The 16,054-nt window shown below is 38.3% G+C and carries 13 protein-coding genes and 1 riboswitch; of the genes, 1 reads left to right on the top strand and 12 read right to left on the bottom strand.

Going from position 1 to position 16,054, the window contains the following annotated elements; translation table 11 throughout:
* Positions 1-18: 18 nt before the first annotated feature.
* Together BK137_RS13055 and gltB are read right to left on the bottom strand one after the other, a co-directional pair.
* Complete coding sequence (locus tag BK137_RS13055; protein ID WP_038188620.1) at positions 19-1,497, bottom strand: glutamate synthase subunit beta; 1,479 nt, start codon at positions 1,495-1,497, stop codon at positions 19-21.
* Between the two features lie 17 nt (positions 1,498-1,514).
* Positions 1,515-6,038, bottom strand: coding sequence for a glutamate synthase large subunit (gene gltB, locus BK137_RS13050; protein ID WP_038188624.1), 4,524 nt, complete (start codon positions 6,036-6,038; stop codon positions 1,515-1,517).
* A 124-nt stretch (positions 6,039-6,162) separates the two neighbouring features.
* Here gltB and gltC point away from each other — a divergent pair, with 124 nt between their 5' ends.
* Positions 6,163-7,065, top strand: coding sequence for a glutamate biosynthesis transcriptional regulator GltC (gltC, locus tag BK137_RS13045; protein ID WP_038188627.1), 903 nt, complete (start codon positions 6,163-6,165; stop codon positions 7,063-7,065).
* Between the two features lie 57 nt (positions 7,066-7,122).
* Here gltC and BK137_RS13040 read toward each other — a convergent pair whose 3' ends face one another.
* The 10 genes from BK137_RS13040 to BK137_RS12995 form a co-directional block, all read right to left on the bottom strand.
* Positions 7,123-8,289 (bottom strand): dicarboxylate/amino acid:cation symporter, encoded by a 1,167-nt coding sequence (locus BK137_RS13040; RefSeq protein WP_038188636.1) that lies wholly within the window; start codon positions 8,287-8,289, stop codon positions 7,123-7,125.
* Positions 8,290-8,545: 256 nt separating this feature from the next.
* A complete protein-coding gene (locus BK137_RS13035) occupies positions 8,546-9,349 on the bottom strand; it encodes a MetQ/NlpA family ABC transporter substrate-binding protein (protein ID WP_038188685.1) in 804 nt (267 codons plus the stop codon).
* A gap of 63 nt (positions 9,350-9,412) precedes the next feature.
* Positions 9,413-10,081 (bottom strand): methionine ABC transporter permease, encoded by a 669-nt coding sequence (locus tag BK137_RS13030; RefSeq protein ID WP_038188688.1) that lies wholly within the window; start codon positions 10,079-10,081, stop codon positions 9,413-9,415.
* The gene (locus BK137_RS13025) at positions 10,074-11,099 is read right to left on the bottom strand and encodes a methionine ABC transporter ATP-binding protein (protein ID WP_038188691.1); all 1,026 of its coding nucleotides are present in this window, start codon (positions 11,097-11,099) and stop codon (positions 10,074-10,076) included. Before BK137_RS13025 ends, BK137_RS13030 begins: the two co-directional genes overlap by 8 nt.
* Positions 11,100-11,225: 126 nt before the next feature.
* A riboswitch (SAM riboswitch) is annotated at positions 11,226-11,332 on the bottom strand.
* Positions 11,333-11,388: 56 nt separating this feature from the next.
* A complete protein-coding gene (locus BK137_RS13020) occupies positions 11,389-11,697 on the bottom strand; it encodes a thioredoxin family protein (protein WP_038188694.1) in 309 nt (102 codons plus the stop codon).
* An 11-nt stretch (positions 11,698-11,708) separates the two neighbouring features.
* Entirely contained in the window at positions 11,709-12,053 is a 345-nt protein-coding gene (locus BK137_RS13015) for a toprim domain-containing protein (RefSeq protein ID WP_038188697.1), read from the bottom strand.
* Between the two features lie 79 nt (positions 12,054-12,132).
* Positions 12,133-12,513: a glycine cleavage system protein GcvH gene (gene gcvH / locus BK137_RS13010; RefSeq protein ID WP_038188701.1), complete on the bottom strand. Its 381-nt coding sequence runs from the start codon at positions 12,511-12,513 to the stop codon at positions 12,133-12,135.
* 78 nt (positions 12,514-12,591) lie between these two features.
* Entirely contained in the window at positions 12,592-12,948 is a 357-nt protein-coding gene (locus tag BK137_RS13005; RefSeq protein ID WP_038188704.1) for an arsenate reductase family protein, read from the bottom strand.
* 108 nt (positions 12,949-13,056) lie between these two features.
* Entirely contained in the window at positions 13,057-14,841 is a 1,785-nt protein-coding gene (locus tag BK137_RS13000) for an acyl-CoA dehydrogenase family protein (protein WP_038188707.1), read from the bottom strand.
* 27 nt (positions 14,842-14,868) lie between these two features.
* On the bottom strand, positions 14,869-16,041 hold the full coding sequence (locus tag BK137_RS12995) for an acetyl-CoA C-acetyltransferase (RefSeq protein ID WP_038188709.1): 1,173 nt from the start codon (positions 16,039-16,041) through the stop codon (positions 14,869-14,871).
* Between the last annotated feature and the right edge of the window lie 13 nt (positions 16,042-16,054).

The following is a 16,054-nucleotide window of genomic DNA, read 5'->3' as shown; positions in this document are numbered from 1 at the left end:
TTTTTAGACATTCTTTACTTATAAGGAAGCGTATTCTGTCAAATATGCATCGACAGTTTCTGCTACACCACGACCTTCTTTAATCGCCCATACGATTAAACTTTGACCTTTACGGGCATCACCTGCTGTAAAAACACCATTTACATTAGTAGCATATTTTTTCCCGACTGACGCAATTTTGTTATTCGTTATTTTAACTCCAAATTGTTCTGGTAAAGCGTGCTCCACACCTTCAAAGCCGATTGCAACGAATACATGTTGTGCAGGCCATACCCTTTCAGTACCAGGTACTTCTTCAAAATAAGCGTACCCTTCATCATTAATAACTTTATTCATTTGGATTGTGTGTAATTCTTTCACATGACCTTTTTTATCCGCCACAATTTTCTTTGTTTGGATGCAATATTCTCGAGGGTCTTTACCATACTTTTCGTCCGCTTCAGCATAGGCATAATCTAATTTATAAATATGAGGATCAGTTGGCCATAAATTATCGTCAGCTCGATTGACTGGTAACTGAGGATGTTTACCGAATTGTACAATGCTTTTACAATTTTGACGAATTGCCGTAGCTACACAGTCAGCCCCTGTATCACCACCACCAATAACAATGACATCCTTACCTTTTGTATTAATATACTTATCATCTTCAAAGTTAGAATCTAGCAAACTCTTAGATGTTGAAGTTAAATAGTCCATTGCTAAATGAACCCCTTCTGAGTCGCTTCCTTTCATATAAAGCGCACGTTGTTTAGTTGCCCCTGTACACAGGATGATTGCATCATACTCGGCTTTTAACTGTTCAGCCGTAATATCCTTACCTACTTCGGTATTTAATACAAACTCTATGCCTTCTTCCATTAACAATTGAATTCTGCGTTCTACAACATCTTTTTCGAGCTTCATATTCGGAATTCCGTACATAAGTAAGCCACCAGCTCGGTCAGCTCGCTCGTAAATAGTAACCGAGTGCCCCGATTGGTTTAATTGATCCGCTGCAGCAAGTCCTGCTGGTCCTGAACCAATGACAGCAATTTTTTTACCTGTACGTAGTTTAGGCATACGTGGTTGAATCCACCCATTTTCGAACCCTTTATCTATAATAGTTCGTTCAATACTTTTAATTGCAACTGCTGGGTCTGTAATTGCTAATGTACAAGAACCTTCACAAGGCGCGGGGCAAACGCGTCCTGTGAATTCCGGAAAGTTATTTGTAAGCAATAAACGTTCTAACGCTTCCTTCCATTTACCTTTATACACTAAGTCATTCCACTCGGGGATAACATTATTAATCGGACAACCTGCAGCTGTACCGCGAATCTCAATTCCCATATGACAAAAAGGTGTCCCACAATCCATACATCTAGCACCTTGGATTTGAAGAGCTTCATCGGTTAATCTTGAAGCATATTCTTTCCAATTCTTAATGCGCTCTAGTGGTGGTTGTTCTTTTGCCTTTTCTCGACTATATTCCATAAATCCAGTTGGTTTCCCCATCTAGAACCCCTCCTCCGCTATTTATTGGAAAGCACTACTTCCTTTTTTTTAGAAGTAGCTAAAAATGCTTTCATCGCTGCATCATCAGCAGATAAACCTTCATCCTTGAAATCACTAATACGATCAATCATTTTCTTGTAGTCTGCTGGAACAACTTTTAAGAATTTAACAACTGACTGCGTCCAATCAATTAAGAGCGTTTTAGCTTTTGAACTATCTGTGTTCAAAATATGTTCTTCAATTAATGCGCGGACAAATTTAGTTTCTTCCTCATTTTCTAAATCTTCAAATCCTATCATTTCCATGTTGCACTTTTCTTTGAAAGATTTTTCATCTTCTACTAATACGTACGCAATACCACCGGACATACCAGCACCAAAGTTCTTACCTACATCACCTAAAATAACAACATGGCCTCCTGTCATGTACTCACAACCATGATCTCCTATTCCTTCAACAACGATATCCGCACCACTATTACGGACTGCAAAACGTTCTCCTGCACGGCCATTGATAAATGCTTTACCACTCGTAGCGCCGTATAAACAAACGTTTCCGGCAATGACGTTCTTCTCAACATCGCCTTTTATTGGTGCGGAAACGACAACTTTCCCTCCTGATAACCCTTTACCGAAGTAATCATTCGCATCGCCATTTACATACATAGACATTCCTCTAGGAATAAACGCACCAAAACTTTGCCCTGCTGAACCCGTGAATTGAAGTGAAATTGTATCGTCAACTAAACCTCTTTCACCATAACGTTTGGATATTTCACTCCCGATAATAGTGCCAACAACTCGGTCTGTGTTTTTAATCGGATAGTGCAGTTTAATAGGACTTTCATCCATTATTGCTTTCTCAACCGCGCCAAGAATTTCACGCATATCAAGAGATTCTTCAATTTTATGATCTTGCATCACTTGCTGAGTACGAGGTCCTTTAGGTTGATATAATAAAGCTGAAAGATCTAATTGGCTTGCTTTCCAATGATTCATAGCTCGGTCACTAATTTCTAAAACATCTGTGCGACCAATCATCTCATCCATTGAACGGAAACCGAGCATAGACATATGTTCTCGTACTTCTTCAGCAACAAATTGCATGAAATTTACGACGTGATCCGCATTCCCCATGAATTTCGCTCTTAACTCAGGATTTTGAGTAGCTACCCCAACTGGGCATGTATCTAAATGACACGCTCTCATCATTACACAACCAAGAACGATTAATGGGGCTGTTGCAAAACCATATTCTTCAGCTCCGAGTAAAGCCGCCATCACGACGTCTTTTCCTGTCATCAATTTACCATCCGTTTCTAAAATGACGCGATCACGTAGTCCATTTAACATCAGCGTTTGATGCGCCTCCGCAAGACCAAGCTCCCATGGTAATCCGGTATGCTTAATGCTCGTTTTTGGTGAAGCTCCTGTACCACCGTCATATCCACTAACAACAATTACGTCAGCTGCACCTTTCGCAACACCAGCGGCAATGGTACCAACCCCAGCTTTTGAAACAAGTTTCACACTAATACGTGCATGACGATTAGCGTTTTTCAAATCATGAATCAACTCAGCCATATCTTCAATAGAGTAGATATCATGATGTGGTGGAGGCGAGATTAATCCAACACCTGTAGTTGAACCACGAACATCAGCTACCCATGGGTATACTTTGTTGCCAGGTAACTGACCACCCTCACCAGGCTTTGCCCCTTGTGCCATTTTAATTTGCAACTCATCTGCATTCACTAAGTAATGGCTTTTCACACCAAAACGACCTGAAGCAATTTGTTTAATTGCACTTCGACGATTATCTCCATTAGCATCAATCTCATAACGGCTAGGGTGTTCCCCCCCTTCTCCACTGTTACTTCTACCGCCCAATCTGTTCATCGCAATAGCTAATGTTTCATGCGCTTCCTGACTTAATGACCCAAATGACATGGCACCTGTTTTAAAGCGTTTTACTATTGATGCAACAGATTCTACCTCTTCTATAGGAATACGTCGTTGTGCTTTTTTGAATGCAAATAAATTACGCAAGAAACCAATTCGCTCTTCATTTGCCATTTCAGCATATTGTCTGTAAAGACCGATATCCCCTTTACGTGCTGCCCATTGCAATGTATGGATCGTTTTCGGATTAAAGGCATGATGCTCACCCGTGCTTCTCCACTGGAAATCACTGCCCGATTGCAACACTTGCTCAGTAGAGTTCACTGCTTCAGTATGCTTACGAAGTGCCTCTTTACCGATTGTTTCTAAATCAATGCCGCTTAATTGTGAAGCTGTTCCTGTGAAATATTTAGCAATAACTTCTTTACTAATACCTACCGCTTCAAAGACTTGAGCACCACGGTAACTCTGAACAGTTGAAATGCCCATCTTAGACATAACTTTAACAACACCATCTGCAATAGCTTTTGTATATTTGGCAACAGCCTCATCATATGTTTGTGACAGATGATCATCTTTAATCGCTTGATAAATTGAAGCAAATGCTAAATACGGATTAATAGCATCTACACCGTAGCCGATTAAAGTTGCAAAGTGATGCACTTCACGTACTTCAGCAGACTCTACAATAATACTCACCTTTGTACGATTTCCCGTTTCCACTAAATATTGATGTAAACAGCTAGCAGCTAGTAGTACTGGTATAGTCGGTGTCTCAGCATGTAAAAGTCGGTCTGATAACACGAGTAGTTGAGCACCTTTTGCAATCGCTTCATCTGCATCTTTTGTTAATCTAGCCAATTCATTTTCTAATTCTTCTGAAAAATCAAGGTGCAATAATGCACTTTTGAAATTTTCATCATCATTTACTATTAATTGCTGTAGTTGACTGTTCGTAAGGACCGGCGTTTCTAAAAAAATTCGACGGCTATTTTTTTCTGTTGGATGTAGCAAGTCACCTTCTGCCCCTAAAACCGTCATTGTAGACGTAACAATATGCTCACGAATCGAATCGATTGGTGGATTTGTCACTTGTGCAAAAAGCTGTTTAAAATAATTAAATAATGATTGTGGGCGATCTGATAATACCGCTAGCGGTGTATCATTCCCCATTGAGCCAAGGGGGTCTTTCCCCTCAGCTACCATTGGTACGATATATTTGTGAATATCTTCGTAAGTGTAACCATTGACCTTTTGACGGAATAGTAAATCCATCATGTCCTCAGGTTGATCTTCTTTCGTCTTCACAGTCACAAGGTTTTCTTCTAACCATTGTGCGTATGGCTTTTCCCCTGCCATATCTGATTTTAATTCTTCATCTGAAATAATCCGTCCTTGTTCTAAATCAACAAGCAACATTTTCCCCGGGCTTAAACGTTCTTTGTAAGCAATATTTTCTTCCTCTATATCCACTACACCAACTTCTGATGAGAAAATGATGTAGTCGTCCTTTGTGACATAATAGCGTGCTGGTCGTAAACCATTACGATCCAAAATCGCACCAATTTGTTTACCATCAGTAAAGCAAATCGCTGTTGGCCCATCCCAAGGTTCCATTAAACAGCTATGGTACGCATAAAACGCTTTTTTCTCTTCTGAAATATGCGGATTCTCAGTCCAAGGTTCCGGTATCATCATCATTGCCGTATGAGCCGGCGTGCGCCCTGCTAAAACGAAAAACTCAAAAGCGTTATCAAGCATTGATGAATCACTACCACTTTGGTCAACAATCGGTAAAAGCTTTTCTAAATCATCCCCAAATGCTTCTGAAACAAATTGTTGTTCACGTGCTTTCATCCAGTTAATATTGCCACGTAATGTATTAATTTCACCATTGTGAATAATGTAGCGATTCGGATGTGCACGTTCCCAGCTTGGGAATGTATTCGTGCTGTAACGTGAATGAACTAATGAAAATGCCGATGCAAATCGCTCATCTTGCAAATCCATGTAAAATTCATCCACCTCTTGAGGTGTCAGTAATCCTTTAAAAACCATTGTTTGGCTCGAAAAACTTGCACAATAAAACTTTTTGTCATTTTTTGTTGCCCAGTGCTCTGTTTGCTTACGAACTAGATACAACTTACGCTCGAAGGCGAGGGAATTACTGACATTAGCCGCTTTAATAAACACTTGGCGTACAACTGGCGCTGTTTCCTTAGCAGTGTCACTTAAAGGATCTGTGTTGATTGGTACTGTCCTCCAGCCTAATAACTCTTGGCCTTCCTCAGCAATCAATGCATTCATCTTATTCTCTATATCTTGTCGTTCAGTATTATCTTGAGTGAAAAATAACATCCCGACACCGTAGCGTCCTTGATCAGGTAAAGTCCACTCAGTACAAATCGCTCTGAAAAATGCATCCGGAATTCGGACCATTAATCCTGCCCCATCACCCGTTTTGCCGTCACTACCTCGCCCTGCACGATGATCCAAACGGCACAGCATTTCTAACCCCTTCATTACGATGTCATGTGTGGCTTTACCTTTTAAATGAGCATATAAACCAATACCACAGGCATCATGCTCAAATTGTGGGGAGTATAATCCCTGTGCTGTTGGAAGTTGATGAAATGTCATGTAAATCCCTCCCTCTTCACTTAAAAAGTGACTTAAATTTATTTTAGTTTTTCAAATTGATATAAACAATATATAATTTATATATTATTAATCTATAAATTAGATGAATGGGAGATGACATACGATGGAATTACGCCAATTACGCTATTTTGTTGCGGTTGCGGAGCTTGAACATATTTCTGAAGCTGCTGAAAACTTACACGTTGCTCAATCTGCGATAAGTCGCCAAATAGCTAATTTAGAAGAAGAACTAGGTACAAAGCTATTTGAGCGAGTTGGACGAAATGTCAAACTGACGCCAATTGGTAAAACATTTCTCGAGCATAGCATTGCTGCCTTACAAGCAATCGATTTTGCCAAAAAGCAAATCGACGAATACTTGGACCCAGAAAAGGGAACGATCAAAATCGGCTTTCCTACGAGCTTAGCGAGTTTTTTGTTGCCTACTGTTATTTCAGCATTTAAAAAAGAGCACCCTAATGTATCATTCCACTTGCGCCAAGGCTCTTACCGATATTTAATAAATGCAGTGAAGAACAGAGAACTAAACCTAGCGTTCCTTGGTCCACTTCCACAAAAAGACGATGCCATCAATACGACGATTTTATTTACAGAAAATATTGCAGCCTTATTGCCAGCCACTCATTCTTTAGCACAAAAGGAATCCATTCATTTATCTGATTTACGGAATGAGGATTTTGTTCTTTTCCCCGAAGGTTATATTCTCAATAAAGTGGCTGTTGAAGCTTGTAAATCTGTTGGCTTCACACCTAAAATCACTTCAGAGGGTGAAGATATGGATGCTTTAAAAGGTTTAGTAGCTGCTGGAATCGGCATAAGCTTGTTACCTGAAAGTGCCTTTTATGACTCCACACCTAGACGCACTGTAAAGTTACCGCTAGTTTCACCGGAGTTTACAAGAACGGTCGGTATTATTTCACCTACTAATCGTGATTTAGCTCCTTCTGAACAAGTTTTCTTAAGCTTTGTAAATAACTTCTTCTCATTATTGACTCAGTTTAAATAATAAAAAGCCCTCCGAAATATTCGGAAGGCCTTTTTATAGTGCATGGTTATTTTCTAACTACGCTTGTTCTTTTTTACTGAAGCGATCAACGATCATTGAAAGTGCACCGTCACCTGTTACGTTTGTAGCTGTACCAAAACTATCTTGCGCGAGATATAGAGCTATCATTAACGCCACCATAGTTTCATCAAAACCTAACATTGATTGAAGAATACCTGTCGCTGCCATTACTGCGCCACCCGGTACACCAGGTGCTGCAACCATTACAATACCTAACATGAAAATGAAAGGTATCATTTCAGTTAATGAATACGCATGATTATTTAACATCATTACAGCAATTGAACATGTTGTTAAAGTAATTGTACTGCCTGATAAATGAATTGTTGCAAATAGTGGGACAGTGAAACCTGTTACTCGATCAGAAGCACCTGTCTTACGTGCTTGCTTTAATGTAATCGGAATCGTCGCAGCTGATGACTGTGTTCCAAGAGCTGTAAAATATGCAGGTGCCATTGTTTTCAAAAGATAGAACGGATTTTTCTTATTAATAGCGCCTGCTACTACATATTGTAATACCAAGATACATAAATGCATTAAAATAATTAATAAAAATACTAATGCAAAAACTGATAGAATTTTTGCTACTTGACCAGCAAAAGTCATATTTAAGAAAATACCAAAAATATGAATAGGTAATAACGGAATAATAATTTTCGAAATTACTTTATCAATAATTAAATTAAACTCATCAAAGAATTTTTTCATAAATTCACTATTGATAGATGCCATTCCAATCCCTAGGATGAAGGCTAATAATAGAGCCGTCATAACGTCCATCAATGGTGGCATATCGATTACTACAAATGATTTCGCTAAAAATTTCTCTGGGTTAGAAAATTGCTCACTACCAGAAGTTGAAATTAAATTCGGTAAAACATTTGAAGCAACAAAGAATGCAAAGAATCCAGCTATTAAAGTAGAAAAGTAAGCAAAGAAAGTAGCTAACCCTAACAGTTTTCCAGACCCTTTACCTAATTGTGCAATTCCCGGTGCAATAAATGCGACGATTAATAACGGTACAACGAAGTTTAAGAAATTTCCGAATATACCATTGAATGTTGCAAATATACGAACGCCATCTTTCGGCATAATAGTACCTAGTAACGCTGCCAAAATAATCGCGACGATAATTCGTGGCAATAAACCAAACTTGATCTTCATAAAATGTCCTCCTGATAAATACATATGTCTTTTCTAAAAGTATATGCACACTCTATCACACCCACTTATTAAAGTGAATAGCACAACAATAATCCGGAATATTAAGTATTTTCAAATTATTATAATTAGGTTGTGTTAAATCAACTAATTGCAAGGTTTACAATATTCACGTAGCATAATTACCTAAATATTGTTATTAACTTATAAATACATAAAAACACCCAAGCTTATTCAGCTTGGGTGTTTCAATTCTTTCTTATTCAGATACAGGAACAATATCCCCGTTCCATTCTTTTAATATATAGTCTTGCATTTCTTTTGAATGGAGCACTTTAACTAATTTTTTAATCTTTTCGTTATTCTCATCTTCTTTACGAACAGCAATCACATTAATGTACTCTGATTCTTTATCTTCTAATGCAATTGCGTCTTTCCCTGGGCTTATACCGGCATCAATAGCGAAGTTAGAGTTGATCAATACTGCGTCACCTTCGTCATTTTTATACATTTGTACAAGCATTTCGGGTGCAGTGTTTGCATCAAATTTAAAGTTTTTTGGATTCTTAGTAATATCCTTAATTTCAGCTGCAGTTTTATCTACGCCTTCTTTTAACGTGATAAGTCCTTTTGCTTCAAGTAGGGATAACATACGACCATGGTCTGAAACTGAGTTACTTAGAAGAATTGTTGCTCCTTCTGGTAGATCTTCGAGTTTTTTATATTTTTTAGAATAGATACCGATTGGCTCGATGTGCACTCCACCAACATTAACAAAATCATATCCATTTTTCTTTTTTTGAAGTTCTAGGTAAGGAATATGCTGGAAGTAGTTTGCATCTAAATCGCCGTTTTCCAAATCTTTGTTCGGTAAAACATAATCTTGATACCTTTCGATTTCAAGCTTGATACCTTCTTTTTCAAGTAATGGCTCTGCTTTTTCTAAAATTTCAGCATGCGGTGTATTCGCTGCACCGATTACTAATTTCTCTTCTGATTTACCACAAGCTGCTAAGCTTATGGCTAATACTCCCGTAAGGATTCCTGCTACAAATTTCTTCATGTTCTTAACGCTCCTTTTATACTGTTTAGTTATATGTGATCGGTTATACCGTATAAGCCCAAATTATCTTTTATCAATCTTCGTCGTAATAAGATCTCCGACGAATTGAATAACAAATACCACTACTAAAATAAGGATTGTTGCAACGAAAGTTACATCGCTTTGACTTCTTTGGAAACCATCTAAGAATGCTAATGTCCCTAGTCCACCTGCCCCAATAACACCTGCCATTGCTGTGTATCCAACAAGTGCGATAGCTGTTACAGTAATACCCGAAACTAATGCGGGTAATGACTCTGGGATTAACACTTTACCGATAATCGTAGAAGTTTTTGCGCCCATTGAACGTGCCGCTTCGATGACACCTTTATCAATTTCTTTTAACGCAATTAAAACCATACGCGCATAAAACGGTGCTGCTCCAATGATTAATGCTGGTAATGCGGCATTGGGACCTCGAATTGAGCCTAATAATAGTTTCGTAAATGGTATTAATAGAATCACTAAAATAATGAATGGAATCGAACGGAAAATATTCACGATCGAACCTGTTAACCAACTTACTAATTTATTTGCCCATAATTGCTGAGGGCTCGTCAAAAACAGCAAAATACCTAAAGCTAAACCAATGACAAAAGTGAAAATTGTAGCAACACCTGTCATATACAGTGTTTCTATCGTTGCTTCCCACATTCTGTCCCATTGTACATTCGGGAAGAGATCATTAAGCATTTTCGATCACCTCCGTTTTTACTCCATGTTCATTCATATATGTGACTGCTTTTTGTACATTATCATTATTGCCATCTAACTGTATAATCAGCGTGCCATATGGCCCGCTTTTCGTTTGCGAAATATTACCATGGACAATATTCACGTCCAAATTAAGTTCACGGCTTAAATGTGAAATAACTGGCTGACCAGTTGAAGAGCCTACAAACATTAATTTTACAAGTGTTCCTGATGGGTAGTTTTCAATAATTTGTTCAATTGATTCTTTACGTTCATTCGTATCTGTAATTTGAGAAACAAATCGTTTTGTAACGTCTGCTTGTGGTGATTGGAATACTTCTAGAACATCACCATTTTCAACAACTTGTCCAGCTTCCATTACTGCCACGCGATGACAAATTTTACGAATGACATGCATCTCATGCGTGATAAGTACAATAGTTAAGCCTAATTTCTCATTGATATCGACTAGTAAATCTAAAATTGAATCCGTTGTTTCAGGATCAAGTGCTGAAGTAGCTTCATCACAAAGCAGTACTTCTGGGTTATTTGCCAGTGCTCTAGCAATACCTACACGTTGCTTTTGACCACCTGATAATTGAGAAGGATACGCCTTTTCTCTGCCTTTTAAACCAACTAATTCAATAAGATCTAATACCTTTTTCTGACGTTCTGCCTTAGATAAACCTGCAATTTCTAATGGAAATGCTATATTCTCTTCTACAGTACGTGACCAAAGTAAATTGAAATGTTGGAAGATCATACTGATTTTTTGACGCGCATTACGTAACGCACTTCCTTTAATCGACGAAACTTCCTGACCATTCACAACAACTTTACCGGTCGTCGGTTGCTCCAAACCATTTAATAAACGAATGAGCGTACTCTTGCCTGCTCCGCTGTATCCAATAATGCCGAATATTTCTCCGTCTTCAACAGATAAATTCACATTTTTGACAGCGGTTAACTCTCCGTTAGCGGTTTTATATTTTTTCATAACATTTTCTAACTGAATCACTGTCATACCACCTTTATTTTAAAACTAAAAAGTATGCACTTTCTACTGGCATCTCTTAGAAACTAAAAAAACCCTTCTGCAGATTAACAGAAGGGTTCAACGCAAAGCTATATACGTAAAACCGTTCTCTCATCTTCCAAAGTAAATACTTTGTGTGATTTGGCACCGTGCCATATAAATATGACGGTTGCCGGGCTTCATTGGGCACTTCCCTCCACCTCTCTAAATAAGAGTAACGACTATATTTAATTAGTTATGTTTGCTACTTTATCACGCTATTGCTTCAACGTCAATCGTTTTGACGTAATTTTTCAAACAAAAAAGGTACTGATTGAAAGGCATAGATTTTATCATGAATTTTCCCATTCTTCGAAATAATCAAGCATGGGACACTTTCTATTTCATAATCAAACGCTACATCTTGTATATAATTCAAGTTCGCTTTACCAATAGGAATATCGCTAACGACATGTTCTACTACTTCCATCATTTTCGACGCAACTGCACACGTCCCACATAATGGTGTATACAAATAAAAAGCCGAAAGCGAGGAGTTTTTCATAGTTTCTTCCCATTGTTCACGTGACCATTCTTCCATCTTCTTCATTCCTATACTATTAGATATTCTTTATGAACTGTAAAATTTGCCGCCAATAATATTCTAGCTAAATGTCTTCTAGGAGTAGCTTCTACTTGTTTATAAGTAGAGGAGGTGTGTAGATGACGAGCATTTGGGAACTCTCTTTTAAAAAGAGCACGGAGCTTATCACCCGATGAGTCAGCATCAAAGAATGCATACAATTCGCAGTCCTCATATGGTGCCAAGATTTCTTCTAATCGGCTTGCACTAACTGTTCCATTCGTACATATTATCGGAATGTTCTCTGCTAGTATTGGCGCAATTCGCAACTTATCTTGGCGCCCTTCCACGATAATCAGCTTGTTAAAAGTCATATATACCCTCCTAACAAATACTTTTTGCCGTTTACCAAGTTTAAAAAAACGCCGAGCAAATGCACGGCGTTTTCAGATCTTATTCTTCGATAATTGCTTCGTATTGTTCTGCAGTTAATAATGCATCAACTTGAGCGTTATCAGCTGGTTCAACTACAACCATCCATGCTTTATCGTATGGAGATTCGTTAACGAACTCTGGGCTTTCTTCAAGCTCTTCGTTAATTTCAACAACTTTACCAGAAATCGGTGCGTAAAGTTCTGATACAGTTTTTACAGATTCAACACTGCCGAATGGTTCGTCTGCTACTAATTCGTCGCCAACCTGTGGAAGTTCAACAAAAACGATATCGCCTAGTTCAGATTGTGCGAAATGTGTAATACCGATACGTACTTTTCCGTCTTCAGTTTTTACCCATTCATGTTCTTCAGAATAGCGTAAGTCTTTTGGTGTGCTCATGAATACCCCTCCAAATATGTAATTATATTCACTTTAAGTTTGACATATTTCCATTGTAAAAACAAGCATATGTCTGTGTTATTTCCATGTCTGTTCAAAGTCTGATTCTTTAAATCCTAACGTCACTTTTTTACCGTCTGTAACGATTGGACGCTTGATTAACATACCATCAGAAGCAAGCAATTCTAATTGCTCATCTTCCGACATATCAGCAAGTCGATCTTTCAATTGTAGCTCTCTATACTTCATTCCTGAAGTATTAAAAAATTTCTTTAATGGTAAACCACTAGCATCTAAATATTGTTTTAATTTCTCTTTAGAAGGTGTTTCTTCAACGATGTGCTTATCTGTATAGTTTACCCCATTTTCGTCTAACCATGCTTTTGCTTTACGACAAGTTGTACATTTTGGATATTGAATGAATAAAATAGACATATACATGCTCCTTTTTCCAAACTATTTAATTCTATTGTAGTGGGAGTATAGTCTACAAGCAAGAAATCCGAACACAAAAGTTGTGTTCGGATTCTCAACTAGCTTATTTTAGACAACAAATTTCTCAGCAGCAATCAATTTAACTGATGCTTCACGTTTTTTTGCAATGACATTATAAGGATTGTTACGAGTAAGTTTGCGAAGCGCAGATAACATCATACGAGCATTGTCTCCGTCTACGGCTGTAATAATTGTTTCTTTTGCTTCTTTTTCGATTTCTTCAAATGCTTCTTGGCAGAAGATTTGAGTGTATAGTAATTTTTGACTTGCTTTATCTAACCCATCACGAGCAATAGCTTTTTCTGTACGTAACACAGTAGATTCCATTGCAAATAATTGGTTAGCGATATTCGCAATGTTCACTAGTAATTCTTGCTCAGCATCCAATTTCGGGCCGTATTTTTGTGCAGCAAGACCAGCTGCTAATAGAGCGATTTTCTTCGCATTTTTTACTAGATATTTTTCTTGTGCTAATGGCTCATCAGCTATTTCTTCAGGCATTAGCATTAATAGCTCTTGTTGTAGGCTCTGCGCTTGTTGTAATAAAGGTAACTCACCTTTCATTGCTTTTTTCATAAATGTGCCCGGTATGATGAAACGGTTAATTTCATTTGTTCCTTCGAAAATTCGGTTAATACGTGAGTCACGGTAAATGCGCTCTACTTCATACTCTTGCATGAAACCATATCCACCATGTAATTGCACCGCTTCATCAGCGATATAATCAAGTGTTTCAGAACCAAAAACTTTATTGATAGAACATTCAATAGCATATTCTGCAATTGATGCTGCAATCGCTTTGCCGTCTTTTTGTTCGTCTTCACTTAATTGGCCCATACGATCTTCAAAGTATCCTACTGTACGGTAGATTAAACTTTCAGTAGCGTATAATTTTGAAGCCATTGTTGATAATTTTTCTTTCGTTAAATTGAAAGATGAAATAGGTGTTTTAAATTGTTGACGTTGGTTTGTATACGAAATCGCTAATTCAAGAGCACGCTTTGATGCACCAATTGAGCCAACACCTAATTTGTAACGACCGATGTTCAAAATGTTAAATGCAATAATGTGACCGCGACCTATTTCACCAAGTAGGTTTTCAACTGGCACCTTTACATCTTCTAATATCAGTGTGCGAGTTGAAGAAGATTTAATCCCCATTTTCTTTTCTTCTGCACCGACAGAAACACCTGGATAATTGCGTTCTACTATGAATGCTGAGAATTTATCGCCATCAATTTTCGCATATACGACGAATACATCAGCAAAACCAGCGTTTGTAATCCATTGTTTTTCACCGTTTAATACATAATGTGTACCTTCTGCATTTAATTTGGCTACTGTTTTAGCACCTAATGCATCCGACCCAGAACCTGGCTCTGTTAATGCATAAGCTGCAATTAGCTCTCCAGATGCAAGCTTAGGTAAGTACTGTTGTTTTTGCTCTTCATTACCAAATAATACGATTGGTAATGAACCAATTCCAACATGTGCACCGTGTGTAATAGAGAATCCGCCAGCTACTGACATTTTCTCAGCGATTAATGCTGATGTTACTTTGTCTAAGCCAAGACCTTCATATTCTTCAGGAACATCTGCAGCTAAAAGACCAAGTTCACCAGCTTTTTTCAATAATCGTACAGAATGATCAAACTCATGATTTTCTAAGTTCTCAACGACTGGTAATACTTCATTTTGCACATAGTCCTCTGTCGTTTTCGCAATCATTTTATGCTCTTCAGTGAAATCTTCTGGCGTAAATACACGATCAAGTTCTACATCTTCAGTTAAAAAGCTACCGCCTCTAATGATATTCGCTAATTTCTCTGTCATAATAATCGCTCCCCTTTTGTGTGTTATTTATAGAATTTCAAATACGCCAGCAGCTCCCATACCGCCACCGATACACATTGTTACTACACCGTACTTTTTACCTTGACGTTTTAACTCATGAATTAATTTCAGTGTTAGGATGGAACCTGTAGCACCAAGCGGATGCCCTAATGCAATTGCACCACCATTAACATTAACTTTTTCAAGGTCGATACCCAGTTCACGCACCACTTGAATTGATTGTGAAGCAAAAGCTTCGTTAATTTCCCATAGGTCAATATCTTCAATAGATAGGCCAGCAATTTTCAGCGCCTTCGGTACAGCAACTGTTGGGCCAATCCCCATAATTTCAGGAGGCACTCCACCTACGGCAAAGGATAAAAATTTCGCCATTGGCTTTAAACCTTGTGCTTCTGCCTCTTCACGGTCCATAACAAGTACTGCTGCTGCACCATCTGAAGTTTGTGAAGCATTACCTGCTGTTACACTTCCAGTTACTGAAAACGCTGGGCGTAATTTCGCAAGTGTTTCTTGAGATGTACCAACACGTACACCCTCATCCATATCAAAAGTGAATTTTCTCTCTTGCAAATTATTCCCCGCATCCACGTATCGTTGCACGACTTCCACTGGAACGATTTCATCGACGAATTTACCTTCTTGAATTGCTTTTGCCGCTAATTCATGTGAACGAACAGCAAAGGCATCTTGATCCTCACGACTAACATCATATTTCTTAGCCACTTCTTCCGCTGTATGCCCCATACTCATATAATATTGAGGGGCAGTTTCCGCTAAAGTCGCATTAGGTCTAATCACATTGCCCATCATTGGTACTAGACTCATAGATTCAATACCGCCTGCAATAATAGCCTTTGAATGTCCAAGCATAATACGTTCTGCAGCATAAGCGATTGATTGTAAACCTGATGAACAGAATCGATTAACTGTTACAGCTGGTGTTGTATCAGGTAGCCCAGCAAGTGCTCCTATATTACGCGCAATATTCATCCCTTGTTCTGCTTCTGGCATAGCGCAGCCAAGAATTAAATCATCTATGTCCCCTTCATAACCCGCTCTTTGTAATGTCTCTTTCACAACTAATGCTCCAAGATCATCAGGACGAATAGTTGCTAAAGATCCTTTTTTTGCTTTTCCAATAGGTGTTCTTGCACCTGCTACAATAACAGCTTCACGCATAGTAGATTCCCCC

Source organism: Viridibacillus arenosi (genome assembly GCF_001955655.1).
Classification (GTDB): Bacteria; Bacillota; Bacilli; order Bacillales_A; family Planococcaceae; genus Viridibacillus; species Viridibacillus arenosi.
This window is presented reverse-complemented; position numbering and strand designations above follow the sequence as displayed.